Annotated in this window: 15 protein-coding genes and 2 tRNA genes; 8 read left to right on the top strand and 9 right to left on the bottom strand. The window is 71.6% G+C overall.

Going from position 1 to position 19,813, the window contains the following annotated elements:
• The 3 genes from RI554_05060 to RI554_05050 all read right to left on the bottom strand — a co-directional run.
• Positions 1 to 534: hypothetical protein (locus RI554_05060; GenBank protein MDR9391380.1), on the bottom strand; the 534-nt coding region annotated here is incomplete at its 3' end.
• A 9-nt stretch (positions 535 to 543) separates the two neighbouring features.
• A complete protein-coding gene (locus tag RI554_05055; GenBank protein ID MDR9391379.1) occupies positions 544 to 2,106 on the bottom strand; it encodes a phosphodiester glycosidase family protein in 1,563 nt (520 codons plus the stop codon).
• Between the two features lie 8 nt (positions 2,107 to 2,114).
• Entirely contained in the window at positions 2,115 to 2,891 is a 777-nt protein-coding gene (locus tag RI554_05050; protein MDR9391378.1) for a hypothetical protein, read from the bottom strand.
• Between the two features lie 45 nt (positions 2,892 to 2,936).
• On the opposite strand from RI554_05050, the gene thrS reads away from it, so the two are divergent.
• Positions 2,937 to 4,916: a threonine--tRNA ligase gene (gene thrS, locus RI554_05045; GenBank protein MDR9391377.1), complete on the top strand. Its 1,980-nt coding sequence runs from the start codon at positions 2,937 to 2,939 to the stop codon at positions 4,914 to 4,916.
• Between the two features lie 21 nt (positions 4,917 to 4,937).
• Here thrS and RI554_05040 read toward each other — a convergent pair whose 3' ends face one another.
• The 3 genes from RI554_05040 to dnaE are packed head-to-tail and all read right to left on the bottom strand — an operon-like array spanning position 4,938 to position 10,279.
• Positions 4,938 to 5,492, bottom strand: coding sequence for a peptidylprolyl isomerase (locus RI554_05040; protein MDR9391376.1), 555 nt, complete (start codon positions 5,490 to 5,492; stop codon positions 4,938 to 4,940).
• Complete coding sequence (locus RI554_05035; protein MDR9391375.1) at positions 5,489 to 6,442, bottom strand: peptidylprolyl isomerase; 954 nt, start codon at positions 6,440 to 6,442, stop codon at positions 5,489 to 5,491. Before RI554_05035 ends, RI554_05040 begins: the two co-directional genes overlap by 4 nt.
• A 24-nt stretch (positions 6,443 to 6,466) precedes the next feature.
• The gene (gene dnaE / locus RI554_05030; protein MDR9391374.1) at positions 6,467 to 10,279 is read right to left on the bottom strand and encodes a DNA polymerase III subunit alpha; all 3,813 of its coding nucleotides are present in this window, start codon (positions 10,277 to 10,279) and stop codon (positions 6,467 to 6,469) included.
• A gap of 410 nt (positions 10,280 to 10,689) precedes the next feature.
• Here dnaE and RI554_05025 point away from each other — a divergent pair, with 410 nt between their 5' ends.
• From RI554_05025 to RI554_05015, 3 genes are all read left to right on the top strand, one after another.
• On the top strand, positions 10,690 to 13,341 hold the full coding sequence (locus RI554_05025) for a hypothetical protein (protein MDR9391373.1): 2,652 nt from the start codon (positions 10,690 to 10,692) through the stop codon (positions 13,339 to 13,341).
• Between the two features lie 661 nt (positions 13,342 to 14,002).
• Positions 14,003 to 14,077 (top strand) — tRNA-Cys (locus tag RI554_05020).
• A gap of 29 nt (positions 14,078 to 14,106) precedes the next feature.
• Positions 14,107 to 14,181, top strand: a tRNA-Val gene (locus RI554_05015).
• Between the two features lie 56 nt (positions 14,182 to 14,237).
• Here the strand turns inward: RI554_05015 and RI554_05010 are convergent.
• From RI554_05010 to RI554_05000, 3 genes are all read right to left on the bottom strand, one after another.
• Positions 14,238 to 14,969, bottom strand: a complete 732-nt coding sequence (locus tag RI554_05010) for an NAD(P)H-hydrate epimerase (GenBank protein MDR9391372.1) — start codon at positions 14,967 to 14,969, stop codon at positions 14,238 to 14,240.
• Positions 14,966 to 15,712: a YebC/PmpR family DNA-binding transcriptional regulator gene (locus RI554_05005; GenBank protein ID MDR9391371.1), complete on the bottom strand. Its 747-nt coding sequence runs from the start codon at positions 15,710 to 15,712 to the stop codon at positions 14,966 to 14,968. Before RI554_05005 ends, RI554_05010 begins: the two co-directional genes overlap by 4 nt.
• Before the next feature lie 68 nt (positions 15,713 to 15,780).
• Positions 15,781 to 16,290, bottom strand: coding sequence for a DUF4384 domain-containing protein (locus tag RI554_05000; GenBank protein ID MDR9391370.1), 510 nt, complete (start codon positions 16,288 to 16,290; stop codon positions 15,781 to 15,783).
• Between the two features lie 209 nt (positions 16,291 to 16,499).
• Between RI554_05000 and RI554_04995 the strand changes: the two genes are divergently transcribed.
• The 4 genes from RI554_04995 to RI554_04980 all read left to right on the top strand — a co-directional run.
• Positions 16,500 to 17,441 carry a DnaJ domain-containing protein gene (locus tag RI554_04995; protein ID MDR9391369.1) on the top strand — a complete coding sequence of 314 codons (942 nt, stop codon included), beginning with the start codon at positions 16,500 to 16,502 and terminating at the stop codon, positions 17,439 to 17,441.
• Entirely contained in the window at positions 17,438 to 17,917 is a 480-nt protein-coding gene (locus tag RI554_04990) for a helix-turn-helix transcriptional regulator (protein MDR9391368.1), read from the top strand. The genes RI554_04995 and RI554_04990 overlap by 4 nt, the downstream gene beginning before the upstream one ends.
• Before the next feature lie 63 nt (positions 17,918 to 17,980).
• Positions 17,981 to 19,348 carry a dipeptidase gene (locus RI554_04985; protein ID MDR9391367.1) on the top strand — a complete coding sequence of 456 codons (1,368 nt, stop codon included), beginning with the start codon at positions 17,981 to 17,983 and terminating at the stop codon, positions 19,346 to 19,348.
• 13 nt (positions 19,349 to 19,361) lie between these two features.
• Positions 19,362 to 19,813, top strand: a 452-nt coding sequence (locus tag RI554_04980; GenBank protein MDR9391366.1) for an AAA family ATPase, incomplete at its 3' end; no start/stop codon positions are given.

Here is a 19,813-nt window from a genome sequence, read left to right as displayed (position 1 = left end):
CGGGGGCTCGGGCGCCGCCGCCCGCCCCTCGGGAGCGGGCCCGTCGGCGCGAAGCGCGCCCTGCAGCGCCGAGCCGCCCCACCCGGCCAGTGGCGTGGACGCCACCAGCAGGACGGCGAGCGCCACCGGTCGGTACCAGCTACGGTCGGTGGGGGGGAGGGGCGTGCGGGCGGCGTCGCGCACCACGCGGGCCCGCGTCGTCCGCCACCACCCCTCGGGGTCGTCCCGGTGCGGCGCTTCGAGCGCGACGTCGTACGCGAGATCGAAGCGTTCCGCCGTCCGCGCGCGCATCCAGGCCTCCGCCCCGGCGACCGGCGCGAGCGCCGCGGCGAGCGCGGCGAAGGGTGCGGCGGTGGCGGCGACCGCGAGGGCGAGCCCGACCGGCGCGACCAAGGCGAGCGCCGGCGCGAGGCCGGCCGCGCCGGCGCACGCCCACGCTGCGCGCCGAGCGCGCACCGCGCGGCGCCTCGCCGCGAGGGTCCGCTGGTGCCAATCGAGGGGGGCGTCGGCCGCCGGAGGCGGCGTCGGGGGCATGCCTACAGGCTACCGGCCGGTGTCCGCCGTCGCGCTCGGGTAGGCGACGATGGCGCTCTCCACGGCGCGCCCCACCAGACGGTTCACCGTTCGGCCCCCGGTCCACAGCGTCGCCGACCCCCCGCTGTCCAGCCGCAACGCCGCCTCCGCCCCGAGCGTCCCGAAGACCGACACGAGGTCCTCCGCCACCATGGTCTCCGCCACGAGGAGCAGAACCGTGCCGTCGGGCGTCACCCCGAGCCCCGCCTGTTGGGTGGGCGCGTCGAGGATGCGGACGCCGCGCGCGAACGCTTCGCGTTCGGGCTCGAAGGCGGGCCGACCGCCCTCGATGAGGAGTGGGCCGGCCTCCACCGCCCACGCCACCCCGTCGAGGGCGGCGGGAAGGAGGCGTGCGTCGATCTCGAGGCGTTCGCCGGGCTCGACGAGCGCCAACGCGCGGAGTTCCGGCTGGTAGGTGAGCACCGACCCGCCGTCCGGCACCGTGACGGGGCCCACGCCGTTGCGCGTCACCACGCCGCGCGCGTCGAGCGTGAGGGCGCCCTGCCGCGCCGACCCGACGCGGAGCCCGGCCTGCGCACTCCACCCGAGCGGGTGGCCGCCCCGCGTCCGGACGTCCGCGAGGACGTCGGTACCGCGCAGGATGCGGGCGTGGACCTCCGCGCGGGCGATGACCACCTCGTCGTCGGCGAAGCCGACGGCGGCCCGACCGCGCGAGGGCCAGGCGAGGAGGCGGCCGTCGGCGCGGCGCAGGCCGATGGGGCGGAAGTCGCTCGGAACGAAGTACCCGGCGTTGATCGCCGCGACCGCGCCGTCGGCGAGGGTCGCGACGGGCGCGCCGCGCCCGGCGGCGTCGGCGACCTCGAACGTCGCCGCGCCCGGCTCGATCGACACGAGGTGCACCGTCGTCGCGCCCGCCGCGCCGACCGCGTCGAACGTCCGGTACGTCACCCCCGGGGCGCCCGGCACCGAAGCGCCGTCCCCGTCGCCCCGGGCGACCGTCGGGGGTGCGAGATCGACGACGAAGCGCAGGGGAGCGGGAAGCGCGAAGGCGGTGAGGCGCGCCTCGGGGGCATCGACGGCGAGGCGGGTCGTGCCGGCGGCGTCGTCGTGCGCGAGGCGCACCCGGACGTCGTCCCCGCCGTCGCGCGACGTCGTGGGGAGGGCGAGCGGCGGGAGCGTCGCTCGCCACGGCGCGTCCGGACCGACGTCGGCGGCGGCGTCGGCGGGGAGGTCGGCGGTGCCGGCCGCGAGGCCGGCGACGTCGAGGACGACGCGGACGGTGCTGCCCTGCAGCCCCCTTCGGACCGCGGTGACGCGGGGCAGGTCGAGGGCGGAGACGGTGGCGGCCGCCACCACGACCCTGCCGGCGTCGTCGCGCTCGGGGGGCGGGCCGGTCGCGCCGCTCCAGCCGAGGCCGGGCAGGAACGTGGCGGTCGCGCCGGGCGCTTCGATGCGGACGCCGTCGTCGGTGGCGGGCGTCCACGCCCCCGGCAACGTCCATGTGGGGGCCTGCGCCGACGCGAGCCCCGCCAGCAGGCCGAGCGCGACGAGCGCCGCGAGGAGGGTGCGCACGGCCGGCCTCACGTGGCGTGGAGGACGTCGAGGAAGGGGGCGGCGTCCACCCGCTCGCCGAGGACCGCCTGCACGGCGGCGGCGACCCGGTGCGCTTCGACGTCCGCCCAGGGGACGGTGGCGGCGCCCGCCGTGCGGGCGGCCCGCCGCCAGTCGGCGTCGAGGTCGGGGGCGACGTCGACCAGCGTGAGGTGCGGCCCGAACCAGGCGCCCTGGGGGGCGAGCAGGTCCTCGCCGCGCACGACGGCGTCGGCGCGGGCGAGGAGGTCGGGCAACGCCGGGTCGCGCGTCGCGAGCGCCGCGCCGCGCGCGCCGGCGGGAAGGGCGGGCAGTGCGTGCTCCGCGGCGGGGGCGTCGCGACCGACGACCGTGAGTTCCGCGGCGCCGGCGGCGGCGAGTTCCGCCAGCAGCGACGTGGTGCCGGCGTCGTCGCCGACGGCGATCACGCGCGCGCCGCGCGGATCCCAGCCGGCGTGGCGGAGGCCGTCGACGACGGCGGCGTCCCCGACCGTATCGACGAGGGTCGCGTCGCCCACGACCGTCACGACGTCCCCGCCGTCGGGCCCGACGTGATGCGCGGTGCGGGTCGCGACGCGGGCCGCGTCGCGGCGGGCGTCCGCGCCGAACACGAGGGCGCCGGCGAACCCGAGGGACGCGAGGGCCGGCACCGCCTGCTCGACGGAGGCGTGCGGGACGGGGTGCAGCCAGTAGCGTCCCCGCTCGTCGCGGTGGCGGGCGAGGGCGTGGGCGGTCGGGGTGGCGCCGAGCACGGCGATCAACTGCATCGCCGCGAGAATACCGCGGGGGGCGACGTGCTAGCCTCCATGGTCATGCACGTCACCCTTCCCGACGACACCGAACTGCAGGTGCCCGCGCACGCGACCGGCCGCGACGTGGCCGAAGCGATCGGGCCGGGGCTCGCCAAGGCGGCGCTCGGCACGGTCGTGAACGGCGCCCTGTCCGACCTGATGAGCGAGGTTCCCGACGGCGCGCAGGTGCGCATCCTGACGAAGCGCGACGACGACTGGATCGATCTGGCGCGCCACACCCTGGCGCACGTCATGGCGCAGGCGGTCCGCGAGCTGCTGGTGGAGGAGGGCTACCCGGCGGACGCCGCGAAGTTGGCGATCGGACCGGTCATCGAGCACGGCTTCTACTACGACATGGACCTCCCCCGACCGTTGAGCGTCGACGACCTCCCCCGCCTCGAGGAGCGCATGCACGCCCTCGTGAAGCGGGACATGCCGTTGCGGACGTACGTCCTGCCGCGCGACGAGGCGTTGGCGCGCTACGAGGCGGTGGAGGACCCCTACAAGCTCGAGCTCATTCGGGACCTGCCGGAGGACGCACCGATCCGCTTCTACGAGCAGGGCGGCGAGGGGGGCTTCACGGACCTGTGTCGCGGTCCGCACGTCCCCTCGACCGGCGCGATCCCGCCGCACTTCAAGCTGACCAGCGTCGCCGGCGCCTACTGGCGCGGCGACGAGACGCGTCCGATGCTGCAGCGCGTGTACGGCGTGGCGTTCGCGACGGCGGAGGCGCTCGAGCACCACCTGTGGCAGGTCGAGGAGGCCCGCAAGCGCGACCACCGGCGGTTGGGGCAGGACCTCGAGCTGTTCCGTCTCGACGAGGAGATCGGTCCGGGCCTGCCGTTGTGGTTGCCGCGAGGCGCGGTGATGGTGGAGGAGATCGAGGCGCTCGCGAAGGAGATGGAGCGCAAGGGGGGCTACCGGCGGGTGCGGTCGCCGCACCTCAGCAAGGAGGACCTGTTCCTCAAGAGCGGGCACCTGCCGTACTACGAGGACGCGATGTACCCGGCGATGGAGCTCGACGACGTGCGGTACTTCGTCAAGCCGATGAACTGTCCGTTCCACCACAAGATCTACGACGCGCGCCCGCGGAGCTACCGCGAGCTGCCGCTCCGGTTGGCGGAGTACGGCACCTGCTACCGCTACGAGGATTCCGGGGCGTTGATGGGCCTCATGCGGGTCCGCAGCATGCAGATGAACGACGCGCACGTCTACTGCACCGAGGCGCAGTTCGAGGACGAGTTCCTGGCGGTCATCGATCTGTACAGGGCGTACTTCGAGCTGTTCGGGATCGAGACGTACGAGATGCGTCTGTCGAAGCACGCCGCGTCGGGCCTCGGCAAGAAGTACGTCGACGAACCGGAGTTGTGGCTCCGGACCGAAGCGATGGTGCGCAAGGTCCTCACCGAGCACGACGTTCCGTTCGTGGAGGCGGAGGACGAGGCGGCGTTCTACGGCCCGAAGATCGACGTGCAGATCACGAGCGCGATCGGGCGGGAGTTCACGTTGGCGACCAACCAGGTGGATTTCGCGCAGCCCGCGCGGTTCGGCCTGACGTACGCCGCGGAGGACGGCACCCTGAAGCAACCGTTGTGCCTGCACCGCGCGCCGCTCTCGACGCACGAACGCCTCATCGGGTTCCTGATCGAGCACTACGCGGGCGACTTCCCGTTGTGGTTGGCGCCGGAGCAGGTGCGGATCGTGCCGATCGCCGACCGGCACCTCGGTTACGCCGACACCGTGCGCGCGGCGCTCGACGCGGCCGACGTTCGCGTGGAGATCGACGAACGCAGCGAACGGATGAACGCGAAGATCCGCGATGCGGAACTGTTGAAGGTGCCCTACGTCGTGGTGGTCGGGGACGCGGAGGAGGCCGCCCAGGAGGTCAGTTTCCGCAGTCGCCAGGAGCCCGACGCGAAGGGCGTGGCGCTCGACGCGTTCGTCGCGCACCTGAAGGCGGCGCGCGACGCGCGCGCGTCCCGCATCGCGCCGATCGCCTGAGGGTCGCGGCGGACGCCGCCGTCAGGCGGATTCGGTCGCGAGCACGTCGACGCGTTCGATGCGGTCGGGGTCGGGCCCGCCCGGCTTCGTGGGGTCGACCCGCGTCAACGCGTCCAGCACCTCGAGGCCCTGCGTCACGCGTCCGAAGATCGCGTGGCGCCCATCGAGGTGCGGGGTGGGGCCGAACGTGATGAAGAACTGACTGCCGTTCGTGCCCGGGCCGGCGTTCGCCATGCTGAGGACGCCGGGGCCGTCGTGCGTCAGGTCGGGGTGGAACTCGTCGTCGAAGCGGTAGCCGGGCCCACCACGCCCCGTTCCGGTCGGGTCGCCGGTCTGCGCCATGAAGCCGTCGAGCACGCGGTGGAACACGACGCCTTCGTAGAAGCGGTGGAGCGCCAGGAACACGAAGTTGTTCACCGTGACGGGCGCGCGGTCCTGCTCGAGATCGAGGCGCATCGTGCCGACGCTCGTCACGAGGTCCGCCTGGTAGGCGGTCCCCGGCTGGAGGACCGGCGTCGCGGCCTCGAAGCGGGTGGTGCGCTCTTCGTGGGGGGGAACGAGGGTGGGTTCGTTCACGAGGGATCCTCCGGTGCGGGGCGGGCGTGAATGCTCACGCGGACGAGGCGGTCGGGGTCGGGGAAGAGGCCGAGGGCGGGCGCGCCGTCGGACGCGCCGAGCACGCCGCGCAACCCGCCGACCTCGAAGGCGGCGTCGCCGTCGGGGAGGGCGCCGAGCTCGCGTTCGAGCCAGGCGCGGACCGTCCCGTCGACGTCGGCGGCGTCCACCCCCTGCTCCGCGAGGTCGCGGGCGGGCCCGTCGAGGGGCGCGATGATCGTCGGGGTGCCGGGCTCGACCCGGGTGAGGCCCTCGAGGACGTCCAGGCCCTCCACGACCCGCCCGAAGATCGTGTGGGCGCCGTCCAGCCACGGGGTCGGACCGAACGTCACGAAGAACTGCGAGCCGTTCGTGTCCTCGCCGGCGTTCGCCATGCTGACGACGCCGGCCGCGTCGTGCGCCAGGCCGTCCGCGATTTCGTCGTCGAAGCGGTAGCCGGGGCCGCCGCGACCGGTGCCGGTCGGGTCGCCGGTCTGCGCCATGAAGCCGTCGATGACGCGGTGGAACGGCACGCCCTCGTAGAAGCGGTGCAACGCCAGGAACACGAAGTTGTTGGTCGTAGCGGGCGTCCGGCGTTCGAACAGGTCGAGGTGGACGGTGCCGTTCGTCGTCTCGAGCACGGCGACGTACTCGAGGTCCGCCTCGAGGACGTCGTCGGCCGCTTCGAACGTGCGGACGGGGGCGTCGGCGACGAAGGGCACCGGTTCGTACCCCTCGACGCGGGGGAGGGGCCGGTTGGCGGCGGGCCCCGTCCCCTCCGCGGCCTCCGGGGTGGCGTCGGTCGCGGACGCCGCCGACGGCGCGGCGGTCGCGTCACGCGGGGGCGGGTCGGTGGACCGCGACGCGATCCACGCGCCGCCAACGAGGAGGGCGACGACGGCGTTGAGGAGGGCGAAGCGGGCGGGCGTCATGACGGTGGAGGGTACCCCACGGCCCTAGAAGGGGACGTCGGCGCGCGACGGGGCGTCGCCGCCGTCCTCGCGCCCCCCGCGGCGGGGGGCCGGCCGCTCGGCCGCCAGGAGGCGGGCGCGGTCGACGGTGACGCGGGTCGTGAGCCAGGGACAGTGCGCCTCGAGGTCGCTCAGGGCGCCGGGGTCGACGCGGACCCCCTCCGCCGCCCACGTCACGTGCCCGCGGGGGGAGCGGAAGCGGAGCTGCACGGGGGTGGTGCCGGTGCGTTCGTCGAGGAGGCTGCGCAGCTCGAGGAGCTGGTGTTCGCCGATCTCGAACGGGTCGAAGTGCAGGACCGCGACCTCGGGCACCGCGCCGCGCGCGTCCCAACGGATGAGGCGTTCGGCGACGAGCCGGACGGCGTCCTCCTCCTCGGAGGCTTCGGCGACGAGGACGACGGGGGCGTCCTCCTCGAGGTGCGCCGCGATGGCGTCGAAGACGCGACTGAAGGCGACCACCTCGCGCGCACCGGATTCGTCGGCCACCTCGAAGCGGGCCATCATGGAGCCCTTCCGGGTGGGGCGTTTCGCGACGTTCTGCACGATGCCGGACAGGACCACGCGGAGCCGCCCGCCGGTGGCGCCGGCCGCGCGTTGCTCCGCGAGCCAGGTTTCGAGGTCGGCGGCGCGGCAGCTGGCGGCCTCCGCGAGGCCGGGGTAGGAACCCATCGGGTGGGCGCTGATGTAGAGCCCCAACGCCTCCTTCTCCATGCGGAGGCGGTCGAGGTCGCTCAGCGGCTCCGCGGGGGTCAGGGCGGGGGGGAGGAGTTCCTCCTCGGCGAACAACGCCATCTGTCCCGCCGCGTGGCTCTCGCGGCGGGCGGCGCCCCACTTGAGCGCCGGTTCGAGGTTCGCGAGCAGCGCCCCCCGGTCGCCGAGCGCGTCGAAGGCGCCGGCCTTGACGAGGTGCTCCAGCGCGCGTTTGTTGACGAGGGTGGCGTCGATGCGGCGGGTGAAGTCGAACAGGTCGTGGAACGGACCGCGCGCCTCGCGCTCCTCCACGATGCGTTCCACCGCCGCGTCGCCGACGTTCTTGACGCCGTGCAGGCCGAAGCGCACGACGCCGCCGACCGGCGTGAAGTCGCCGCGCGACTCGTTGACGTCGGGGGGGAGCACCTCGATGCCCATGCGGCGGGTGTCGGCGACGTACTCCGCGACCTTGTCGCTGTCGCCCCGCTCGACCGTCAACAGCGCCGCGGCGAACTCGACGGGGTAGTGGGCCTTGAGGTAGGCGGTCTGGAACGACAGCTCGCCGTAGGCGGCGGAGTGGGACTTGTTGAAGCCGTAGTTCGCGAACGCCTCGAGCAGGTCGAAGATGCGGTTGGCTTCCTCGGAGGGGATGCCCTTGGCGCCGGCGCCGGCCTCGAAGATCGTGCGTTGCCGCTCCATCTCCTCGACCTTCTTCTTGCCCATCGCGCGCCGCAGTAGGTCCGCTTCGCCGAGGCTGTACCCGGCGACCGCCTGCGCGATCTGCATGATCTGTTCCTGGTAGACGGGGATCCCGTACGTTTCTTCGAGGATCGGGGCGAGGAGGGCGGCGCTGGCGGGGTACTCGTCGTAGCGCACCTCCTCCTGGCCGTGGTGCCGACGGATGTAGGTCGGGATGTTCTCCATCGGTCCGGGGCGGTAGAGCGCGGAGACGGCGATGAGGTCCTGGATGCGGCGCGGCTTGAGTTTCTTGAGGGTGTCGACCATCCCCCCCGACTCGAACTGGAAGACGCCGGCGGCGTCGCCGCGCGACAACAGCTCGAAGGTGGCGGCGTCGTCGTGCGGGAACGTCGTGGGGTCGAGGCGTTCGCCGCGGGTCGCTACGACGATACGGACGGCGGCCTCGATGAACGACAGGGTGCGCAGGCCCAGGAAGTCCATCTTCAGGAACCCGAGGTCCTCGATGGAGCTCATGTCGTACTGCGCGACGACGGGGCCGTCGCCGCTCCGGAAGACCGGGGCGAGCTCCTGCACGGGATCGCGGGAGATGATGACGCCGGCGGCGTGCACCGACGCGTGCCGCGTGAGCCCCTCGAGCGACTGCGCGACGTCGACGTACTCGCGCGCGCCGCCGCGGTAGGCCTCCTGCAGTTCGGGGACCTCCTCGAGCGCCTGCGCGATGGGGACCGACCGCCCGAAGAGGGTGGGGACGAGCTTGCTGACGCGGTCGGCCTCCGCGAACGACGCCTCCATCACCCGTGCGGCGTCCTTGATCGCCGCGCGGGAGGCCATCGTCCCGAACGTCGCGATGTGCGCGACGCGGTCCTCGCCGTACTTCGCGCGGACGTAGTCGATCACCTCGTTGCGGCGCGCGTCGCTGAAGTCGACGTCGAAGTCGGGCATGCTGACGCGTTCGGGGTTCAGGAAGCGTTCGAACAGCAGCCCGAAGGCCAGCGGTTCGATGTCGGTCACGCGGATGGCGTACGCGACGATCGATCCGGCGCCGGAGCCGCGGCCGGGACCGACGGCGATTCCCTGGTCCTTCGCCCAGTTGATGAAGTCCGCGACGATGAGAAAGTAGTCGGGGAACCCCATCGCGATGATCACGCCGAGCTCGTACTCCGCGCGCGCGAGGATCGTGATCGGGTCGTCCTGGGGGGCGGGGTCGGCGTCGCTCGCGTCGCTCTGAAGGGCGTCCCGGAGGGCGTCGAGGTGCGGGTAGACGAACGCGTCGTACGTCTGGCCTTCGGTCTTCGGGGTGCGCCCGCGCTCGCCCGCCCGCGCGAGGTGCAGCAGGACGTCGCCCAGGGGGGCGGCGTCGGCGTCGACGCCGAGCGGGCCGGCGTGCGCGTCGGCGGCGTGCGCGTAGCGGCGCAGGAGCGCCTCGTCGATCGCGTGCGGGTAGCGCTGCAGCAGGCCCTCGTAGGTCTGGATGCGGAGTTGTTCGGCGAGGGTGCGGCCCTCGGGGATCGGCAGTTCCGGCATCTGGTAGACGCGGGCGTCGCCGACGGGGAGCTGCACGTCGCACATCTCCGCGACCGTCACGGTGTTGTCGAGGGCGGAGGGGTAGGCGGCGTCGGGGATGGCGACCGCCATCTCGTCCGGCGTCTTGACGTAGAACTCGTCGCAGGGGAACTTGAAGCGGCTTTCGTCCGACAGCGTCGTCTTGGTTTGGATGGCGAGGAGCGCCTCGTGCGCCTTGGCGTCCTCCTTGCGGACGTAGTGCCCGTCGTTCGTGGCGACCATCCCCAGGCCGTAGCGCTCGGCGAGCGCCTTCAGTTGCGGGTTGAGGATCTTCTGTTCCTCGAGGCCGTGATCCTGCAGCTCGACGAAGAGGTTCTCCCCGAAGATGTCGAGGTGCTGCCGCAGCACCTCCTCGCCCGCCTCCTCGCCGACGTCGAGGAGGGTGCGCGGGAGTTGCGCCCCGAGGCAGCCGGTGAGGGCGATGACGCCCTCGGCGTGCTCGGCGAGGAGTTCGTGATCGACGCGGGGCTTCATGTAGAAGCCCTCGAGCCACGCGCGGCTGTTGAGCTTGGCGAGGTTGCGGTACCCGGTCATGTTCTTCGCCAGCAGCGTCAGGTGGAAGAAGCCGCCGTCGAGGGTGCTGCTGGGTTTGCGCCGCTCGAAGCGGCTGCCGGGTGTGACGTACGCCTCGAACCCGAGGATCGGTTTCACGCCGTGCTTGACGGCGGTCTTGTAGAACTCGACGGCGCCGTGCATGTTGCCGTGATCGGTCATGGCGACCGTCGGGTCGTCCGGGCTGACCTCGGCGACCCAGCGGATCAGGTCGTCGATGCGGGCGGCACCGTCGAGGAGGCTGTAGGCGGTGTGTTGGTGGAGGTGAGCGAACCGCTTGGGTGCATCCGGCATGGGGTGAGTGTATCGGTGCGCGCCGGGCGTATACCTCGCGTGGCTGCGTAGGCCGTGCGCCGAACCTTCGTCACGCGTCAGCTTCGTTGCAATCACGACGCGGCGCGTCGAACGCTCGTGCGGGGGCGCCCGCGTGGCCTCGCATTGGGTTCGGCGCGCATCGAAGGGCCCCCCACGCGCGGAGGCGCACGCGTGTCGGTCTATTGCCGTGGAGGTGTTCGGACGGGTAGGGCGGGATGGCCTGAGGTGGGGACGGTAGGTGTGGGGGGCCATCGGGTGCTGCGCGGCGCTAAATTAACGCCCTTTACCGGTGTCGTGGTATATATGTAATCGTGAATATGATTACTAGCCCGAAACCTTTATGGCCTATCGTCGTCGTTGGCGTTTTGCTTACCCTCACGGGATGTAACATGCTTGCCCGCGACGCCCAACGACCGGAACCCATCACCGCCGTCGACGTCCCCGACGTCGCGGCACCCACGGTAGGAAGCCTTCCCGTCACCAGCATCGAATCCGGGCAGTACACCGGCACCATCACCTGGACTCCCGACCATGCCACCTTCCGGAACGAGACGGCGTACACCGCCACCATCACGCTTGAAGCCAAGCCGGGGTACACCCTCCACGGTGTCGGCGTCGACGCCTTCACGATCGAAGGCGCCACCGTGACGTACGATCCGGACAGCGGCACCATCATCGCCACCTTCCCCGGCACGGAACGCACCATCGACGAACTGAGGCTCGCCGTGGTGTCCCCGCCCATCACGGGACGCGCACCCATCACCACCTTCGAAACCGAGCAGTACACCGGATCGATCGAGTGGAGCCCCAGCGATGCCGCATTCCGCATCGATACGGTCTACGAAGCCACCGTGTCGCTCGAACCCGCGACGGGGTACACCGTGCATGGCGTGGCAGCGAACCGCTTCACGATTGCGAACGCCACCGTCACGCACGAAGCGAACTCCGGGATCCTCCACGCGATCTTCGAAGCGACGACCTCGTCGACCGATCCTCCCGTCGATACACCCCCGGAGTCGGCCACGGACGCCACCATCGACCTGCTCGCGATCCCCAACGTCACGGCACCCGTGACCGGGCACACCCCCGTCTCCAGCGTGGATACCACCCAATACGCCGGTACCATCGCCTGGAACCCCGACGACGCCCCGTTTCAAGGCAACACGGCGTACACCGCGACCCTCACCCTCGAGCCAAAGACCGGCTATACGCTCAGCAACGTCGACGCCAACACGTTCACGATTAGCGGTGCCGATACCGTCACGCACGACGCCCATGCAGGCATCGTCACCGCCACCTTCGCTACGACCGACACCACCATCGACATCCTCACCATCCCCAACGTCACGCCACCCGCCATCGGAGGCATCCCCGTCTCCAGCGTCGATACCGACCAGTACGCAGGCAGCATTACCTGGAGCCCCGCGCACGATCCGTTCCAAGACGGTACGGCGTACACCGCCACGCTCACACTCACACCGAAGACCGGCTACACGCTGGCCGGCGTCCAAGAGAACACCTTCACGCTCAGCGACGCCGATACCGTCACGCACGACGCCCATGCGGGCCTCGTCACCGCCACCTCCCCTGCGACCGACGCCACCATCGACCTGCTCGCCATCCCCAACGTCACGGCACCCGTGACCGGGCAAACCCCCGCCTCCAGCGTCGATACCGACCAGTACGCAGGCAGCATTACCTGGAGCCCCGCGCACGATCCGTTCCAAGACGGTACGGCGTACACCGCCACGCTCACACTCACACCGAAGACCGGCTACACGCTGGCCGGCGTCCAAGGGAACACCTTCACGGTCAGCGACGCCGATACCGTCACCCACGATGCCGAATCCGGCGACGTCGCCGCCGAGTTCCCTGCGACCGACACCACCATCAATCTGCTCGCACTTCCAGACGAGTTGACGGCGGCTCAGGTCGGCGCAACGCCAATGACCTCCATCAGTACGACCGAATACACTGCTGAGGCTCAATGGACGCCAAACCACGCCACGTTCCGCATCCTCACGGAATACACAGCGGATATCACGGTCACGCCCAAGAGCGGCTACACGCTTAACGGCATCGATGCAGACAGCTTCACCCTCGTAGATGCAAACGACGTCACGCACGCCGCAGACTCGGGCGAAATCTCAGCAACGTTCGACGCGACCACGCTGACGTTCACGAGCAAAGCCGCGACTGGACTGGACGTTGGAACGAAAATGGTGAACTCCCTCTTCGTTTCAGGAAGCACCGTGTACATCGCAAGCTCGGGTGGTGTGTACATCTCGACGGATGGAGGTGACAACTTCACCAAATACACCAATGGACTCGGCAGCATCTCGGTCGCAAACGTGTTCGTCGAGGGGAACGCCATCTACGCCGCCACGGCCGGAGGATTGAGCATCTCCACGGACGGTGGTGCGAACTTCACGGAGGACAATGGGCTGGGAAGCTACAATGTCCAAGACGTCTTCGTCGAAGAGGGTACGATCTACGCCGCCACGTACGGTGGAGGGATCAGCATTTCGACGGACGGAGGCGACACCTTCACGTCCTACACGACGGGCGACGGACTCCCTTCGAACAATGCGCTGAGCGTTTGGGTCCAGGACGGCACCATCTACGCGGGCACGTTCTCGGGCCTCGCCGTCGCGTCCACGACGGATCCATCGAATTGGGAGAACCGAACGGCTGGCCTCGAGAGGACACACGTCGCTGACATCACCGTGCATGAGGGTTCGCTATACGTCGCTACCGGATCGGCCACGACTCCATACCTGAGCGTATCGAGCGACGATGGAGCTAGTTACGTCAACTCGGAAATCCCGGTCGGGAACTATGCGAGAACGGTCTTTGTGCACGACGGCGTCATCTACGTTACGACGAATGGTGGACTATCGGTTTCCTCGGATGGTGGGACTACGTTCACGACGTTTACGGCGAACGGACTTCCGGGCACCAATCTCACCGGCCTGTACGTTGATGACGACACGGTGTACGTCGCGGACGTGTGGAACGGACTCGCCGCAGCGAGCTACTGAGCGAATCCGCTAGGGGTTCCGCCCCTTGCGCCTCCATGGGTGGCTTCTCGCGCGATGCGCGGAGCCACCCACGCGTTTCGTGGCCGTTGACCACTCAACCCCCATGGAGCCGGACGGTCCTCGGCCATCACGGCACCGTAGATCACGTGGGCAGCGCCGACCGGCATGGCCGTCTATGCACAACCGTTGACGGGTGGACGACACGCGCCGTTCGGTCCATCGGTCGGATGAGACGGTACTGACGCGTTGCATGCGAACGCCTGAGCGACACACACACCGGCAGCCATCGCTCGATGGTGCGATACCCGCGCCGCGATGGACCCGCTCGATTGGGTCGTGGCAGCGCCCAATCCCGCACGGAGATCCGGGCGGCACACCGCCAGCGGGTGAACCCTGCTGCGACGCCGAGCGAGATGACACGCAACCTTGCCGCCGCCCCGCGTACGCACAGCCGTCGCAACCTCGTCGCTGCCAAGCGTGACCGGCCCGGAACGCAGCACGCGCGCACGCTTGCACGCGTTGCCGGCCCACTCGGCATCGGGGACGCGAACGTCGATGGTCCACGCCGGCTCACGCGGCCCGTTCGTCGACGTCCAAGAAGTCCGGAACGAATCCATGCCGTTGACAGGGGAGGGGCCGTGGGCTACGCTTTTCAGGCCTTGGCGCCGTAGCCAAGTGGTAAGGCAGAGGTCTGCAAAACCTCCATTCACCGGTTCGAATCCGGTCGGCGCCTCCACATGTCCGCGGTTGTTGGGCGCACGACGCAGGCGCGTAGCTCAGTGGGAGAGCGCTACATTGACACTGTAGAGGTCGGCGGTTCAATCCCGCCCGCGCCTACCACACGACCCGGCCCCGCCGTTCGGCGGGGCCGCCCGCATGGGCGCGCACCGCGCGCCTCAGTCGACGAGTTCGGTGACGAACGACGGCCAGGTGACCGGCTCGAGGCCGAGCGCTTCGTACACGCCGGGCGGGAACCCGAGATCGCCGACGAACACCCGTCCGCCGACGCCGCCGGGCTCGACGCCGCCCTTGGGCAGCGCGACGGCCAACGTCATCGTCGGCCGCACCGCCTCGCCCGGCACGTCCCCATCGGGGACGCTGACGCCGGTCGGCACGTCGACGCTGATGAGCGTGCAACCGCCGTCCATGGCGTTGAGGACGGTGATGACGTCCAACGTCCGGCCGCGGGGAGGCCCCTCGAGGCTGGTGCCGATCGCGGCGTCGATGACGACCGAGAACTTCATCTTCGGGAGGCTCGTCTTCACCCGCACGCTCGGGACGTGCTTGAGGAGCTCCAACTGCTCGCGGGGCGTCCCGCTGTAGTTGTCCGCCTCGTGCGTCGGCACGACCCACACGCGACGCCCGCGGAGCCCCAACAGGCGTGCGGCGGCGAGGCCCCCGGAGCCGTTCTCGCCGCGCCCGGCGACGACCAAGACCGGCCCCTCCGGCGCGTGCGCCTCGGCCAACTCGACCAGGTTCCGGCCCGTGTGCTCGACGAGCACGCGGGCGTCCAACCCGAACTTCCCGGTCGCGAGGGAGACCGCCTGCTGCATCTGCGGCGCCCCGACCTTGGGGACGTCCGTCCACGCCAGGGTCGGGAACGCGTCCCGCGTCACGTCCGTCGTCACGAAGCACCTCCTGCGTAGACCTCGTCGTCCACCGCCGAGAGGTCGGCGGTGGTGTGGACGTTCTGCACGTCGTCGAGCTCCTCGAGCGCGTCGATCATGCGGAGCACCTTGGCGGCGTCCGCGTCGTCGACCGCGGTCAGGGTCTGGGGTTCCTTCGTGAGCTGCGCCGCCTCCACCCGCGCGCCCTTCGCCTCGAGACCGTCGGCGACGGCGTACAGGTCGGTGGGGGCGGTCGTGACGCTGAGCATCCCGTCGTCCTGGACCTCGAGGTCGGTCGCACCGAGGTCGATCGCCGCCTCCTGAATCGCCTCGTCGGCGGGGGCGACGAGCAACGCACCGATCGGTTCGAACTGCCACGCGGTGGAGCCCGACAGGTTCCCGCCGTGCTTCGTGAAGACGTGGCGGACCTCCGCGACGGTGCGGTTGCGGTTGTCGGTCAACGCCTCGACGAGGAACGCGACGCCGGCCGCGCCGTACCCTTCGTACGCGACGGCGTCGAACGCCGCGGCGCCCTCGCCGCCCTGCGCCCTTTCGATGGCGCGCTCGATGTTGTCGGCGGGGACGTCGTCGGCGCGGGCGCCACCGAGCGCGTTCTTCAGCGCCAGGTTGGACGACGGATCCGCGCCCCCCTCGCGCACCGCGCTCTGGATGGCGCGGATGTGCTTGCTGATGATCTTGCCGCGTTGCTTGTCGTTGGCCGCCTTCTTGCGCTTGATCTGCGACCACTTGTTGTGACCTGCCAAGCCGGGACCTCCCTCGTACCGCACGCCATCATACCGCACGCGGGAGGTTCGGCCGACGTCGGCGCCGTTCAGCGCACGTAGAACGCGGTTTCGGCGACGTCGGTCACCTCGAACGGCGCGAGGTCCAGGCGCAACGCCGCCGTCCAGTCGCCCTCCCCGAACCGCCCCTCGAGGCGGGCGGTGGCGGTCGACGCCGGCTCCGGCGAGAAGCTCGCCCGCACCCGATGCCAGCCGCGCGGACCGCCGACCACGAACCGGGTCCCGTCCCGCGACCCGTCGAGCACCTCCGTGCGGTGCGCCCGGACCCGCAGGTTGCGGGCGACGACGGCGACCTCGCCGTCGGGGTTCAGGCGACTCAACGTCACGTACCCGTCGCGGCGCGAACGAAGCGAGAAGGCGACGTCGTCCCCCCGCCGGTACGTCGCGTCCGGACCCCGCGTCGGCTCGAACACCGCGAGGATGCCGTTCACGCCGGCGCTGGCGCCCTCGCCGCCGACACCCTCACCCCCGACGAACGTCACGGTGCAGCCGCCGGCCAGGAACGCCAGCGCGAGGCCGGCGAGCAGCGTCCGCCGCACGGCGCGCCCGCCGCCTGCACGAACGTGGGGACGGGCGGTAGCGTCCGTCCTTCGGGGGGACGGCGACGCGGGGCGGCGGACGCCTCCGGGCGTCCCGTGCGATGCGCGTGCGTGGCGGGTCACGGGCCTCACCTCCAGCGCGAAGGTAGCACGGGCCGCCGGCGCCCCCGGTGACGCGGCGCGCCCCCCGGCGCGGGTAGCATGTGGCCGTGCCCGACGCCCCCCGCGACCCCTACGCCGTGCTCGGCGTCGACCGCGACGCGACCGATGCGGAGATCAAGGCCGCCTACCGCAAGCGGGCGATGCGCGACCATCCCGACCGCAACCCGGGCGACCCCGAGGCGGAGGAACGCTTCAAGGCCGCCAGCGAGGCGTACGCCACCCTGCGTGACCCGGAGAAGCGGGCGTGGGTGGACCGCGGCGGTGCCGCGGCGGGCGGCGCCCGGCCGGACTTCGGGGACGTCGATTGGCGCACCGTCTTCCAGGAGGCCGACCTGCGCGTGGACCTGAGCGAGGGCGTCCCGCGCACCGGGAACGCGGTGTTCGACGCGCTCTTCGGGGCGATGGGAACGATGATGCGGCAGCAGGGGCTGCTGCCGGGCGAGGACGTGCACGCGACCGTCCGCATCCCCTGGGCGCTGGCGCGGACGGGGGGGACCACCACCGTCCGCATCCCGGGCGTGGCGACGTGCGCGGTGTGTCGCGGGTCCCGACTCGACGAGGACGGGCGGCAGTGCCCGGCGTGCGGAGGCACCGGGAAGCGGCGCGGCAACCGCGTCGAGGTCCGCATCCCGCGCGGGGTCCGCCCCGGAACGGTGTTGCGGCTCCGCGGGCTCGGGGGCGTGGGGGCGCCGCCGGGCGACGCCCGCGTGAGCGTCGAGGTGGCGCTCCCGCCGGACGTCGAGCGGGTCGGCGACGAGATTCACGCCGACCTGCCCGTCACGCCGCGCGAAGCGCGGCAGGGGGTGCGCACGGCCCTGCACGGCGCGGACGTCGGGGTGCCGCCCGGCACGCCGGACGGCGCGACGGTGCGGGTGCCCGGTGGGGGGTTGGCGGGGGAGGACCTGGTCGTGCGGGTCCGGCACGCGGTGTGGCGTGGCCTCGGGCGCTGGGTCCGTGACAAGATGGTCGGTGAGGGAGGCCCATCGTGAGCGACGACGCGGACCGCGAACTTCCGCGCGAGCACGTCCAGGAGGGCGGCGAGGCCGCCGTCGACCGGGACAAACCGCTGTACGTGATCAGCGTGGCGGCGGAGCTCGTCGACATGCACCCGCAGACGTTGCGGCTGTACGAACGCAAGGGCTTGATCGAGCCCAGTCGCAGCGCCGGCCAGACCCGGTTGTACTCGCAACGCAACATCGAGCAACTGCGCGAGATCCGGCGGTTGACGCAGGAGCTCGGCGTGAACCTGGCCGGCGTCGAGGAGATCATCAAGCTGCGCGACAAGCTCGACGACCTGCAGGCCAACATGGAGCGCCGCATCGGGCACCTGCAGGGCCGCCTCGAGGAGCGCATGGGCGGCGTGCGCGGGGCGCTCCCCGCCGTCATTCACGACCTGGCGCGGGAGATGAACCGCGAGGGGTCGGAAGCGCCCCCACCCGAGGACGACCGCGACGACGACGCCTGACGGCGCGACGCGCACCGGGGGAGGCCGGCGGAGGTGGGGGAGGGGCGTGGTAGCCTCCGCGCCATGACGACGCCCCTCACCCGCCTGCTCGACGAGCGACGCGACGCGCACGTCGAGCAGCTGTTCGAGCTGCTGCGCATCCCGTCCGTCTCCACCGATCCCGCCCGCGCCGGGGACGTCCGCCGGGCGGCGACGTTCCTGCGCGACGACCTCGCCGAGCACGGCTTCGAGGCGCGCCTCCTGGAGACCGACGGGCATCCCGCCGTCCTGGCGAAACGGACGGTGGACGCGGACGCGCCGACGGTCCTGATCTACGGGCACTACGACGTGCAGCCGCCCGAACCGCTCGAGGGGTGGACGAGCGACCCGTTCGAGCCGACGGTCCGGGACGGCGCGGTCGTGGCGCGCGGCGCGAGCGACGACAAGGGGCAGGTGTTCGCGCACGTCAAGGGCGTGCAGGCGCTGTTCGACGCCGAACCGGACACGCCGGTGAACGTGACGTTCCTGATCGAGGGGGAGGAGGAGGTCGGGAGTCTCCATTTGGCCGACGCCATCCGCACCCACCGCGACGCCCTCGCCGCGGACGTGGTCGTCGTCAGCGACGGCGCGATGCTGGCCGGCCCCACCCCGACCCTGACGTACGGCCTGAAGGGCATGGCGTACCTCGAGGTCCGCGTCCGGAGTGCGGCGCGCGACCTGCACTCCGGCGCGTACGGCGGGGGGGTCCCGAACGCCGCGCTGGCGCTCGCGCGGATCCTGACGGGCCTCAAGGACGCCGACGGACGCATCACCGTGCCCGGCTTCTACGACGACGTGCGCGAGCTGTCCGACGCCGAACGCGCCCGCTTCGCGGAGGTGCCGTTCGACGAAGCCGCGTTCCGAGAGGGCATCGGCGTGCGGGCGACGCCCGGCGAGCCGGGCCGCGGGCTGCTGGAGCGCCTGTGGGCCCGCCCGACGCTGGACGTCAACGGCCTCGGGGGCGGCTTTCAGGGGGACGGCTCGAAGACCGTCATTCCGGCCGAGGCGATGGCGAAGGTGTCCTGCCGCCTCGTGCCCGACCAGGATCCCGACGCGGTTGCCGACGCGTTGGAGGCGCACGTCCGGGCGCTCGCGCCCGACGACGTCGAGGTCGACGTGATCCGGCACGCGACCGCCCCGTGGGCGCTCGCCGACCTCGACGGGGCCGCCGTGCGCGCCGCGTCGGAGGCGATTCGGGCCGTCGACGGGCGCGACCCGACGTACGTCCGGACGGGCGGCACGATCCCGGTCGTCGCGGAGTTCCAGGCGACGCTCGGTGCGGACGTCGTGCTGCTCGACATGGGGCTCGAGGACGACCGGGTGCACGCCCCGAACGAGAAGTTCGAGGTGGACCTGTTCCACCGCGGCGTGCACGTGAGTGCGGAGCTGTTGCGCGCCCTCGCGCGCGGCTGACGCCGGGGTCCGGGTGCGGCTCGAGCGACTGTCGATCCACGGCTTCAAGAGTTTCGGCGATCGCGTCACCCTCGAGTTCGCCGAGGGCATCAGCGCGGTCGTGGGGCCGAACGGGTCGGGCAAGTCGAACGTCCTGGACGCGTTGCGCTGGGCGACCGGCGGGGGGCGCGCGCAGAGCTTCCGGGCGGGGGAGAAGACCGACCTGATCTTCCACGGCGCGGCCGGCAAGAAGCGGCTCGGGCGGGCCGAGGTGGAGGTCGAGCTCCGCGCGAACGGGGCGCGCCACAAGATCCGCCGGAGCCTCGATCGGGACGGCGACACGAAACTGACGCTGAACGGGCGTCACGCGCGCTTCCTCGACGTCGACGAGGCGCTCGCCGGCAGCGGCTTGGGGCGGGGTAGCCTCGCGATCATCGGGCAGGGCGAAGTCAGCGGCGTGCTGATGGCGGACCCCGCGCGGTTGCT

This window comes from Trueperaceae bacterium (assembly GCA_031581195.1).
Classification (GTDB): Bacteria; Deinococcota; Deinococci; order Deinococcales; family Trueperaceae; genus SLSQ01.
The sequence above is the reverse complement of the archived record's forward strand: the minus strand, read 5'-3'. Positions and strand labels throughout refer to the sequence as shown.

Coding starts and splice junctions, on each gene's coding strand:
- RI554_05050 (MDR9391378.1), bottom strand. CDS start 2,891: ATGCAGTTGATCGCCGTGCTCGGCGCCACCCCGACCGCCCACGCCCTC.
- thrS (MDR9391377.1), top strand. CDS start 2,937: ATGCACGTCACCCTTCCCGACGACACCGAACTGCAGGTGCCCGCGCAC.
- RI554_05035 (MDR9391375.1), bottom strand. CDS start 6,442: ATGACGCCCGCCCGCTTCGCCCTCCTCAACGCCGTCGTCGCCCTCCTC.
- dnaE (MDR9391374.1), bottom strand. CDS start 10,279: ATGCCGGATGCACCCAAGCGGTTCGCTCACCTCCACCAACACACCGCC.
- RI554_05025 (MDR9391373.1), top strand. CDS start 10,690: ATGCTTGCCCGCGACGCCCAACGACCGGAACCCATCACCGCCGTCGAC.
- RI554_04985 (MDR9391367.1), top strand. CDS start 17,981: ATGACGACGCCCCTCACCCGCCTGCTCGACGAGCGACGCGACGCGCAC.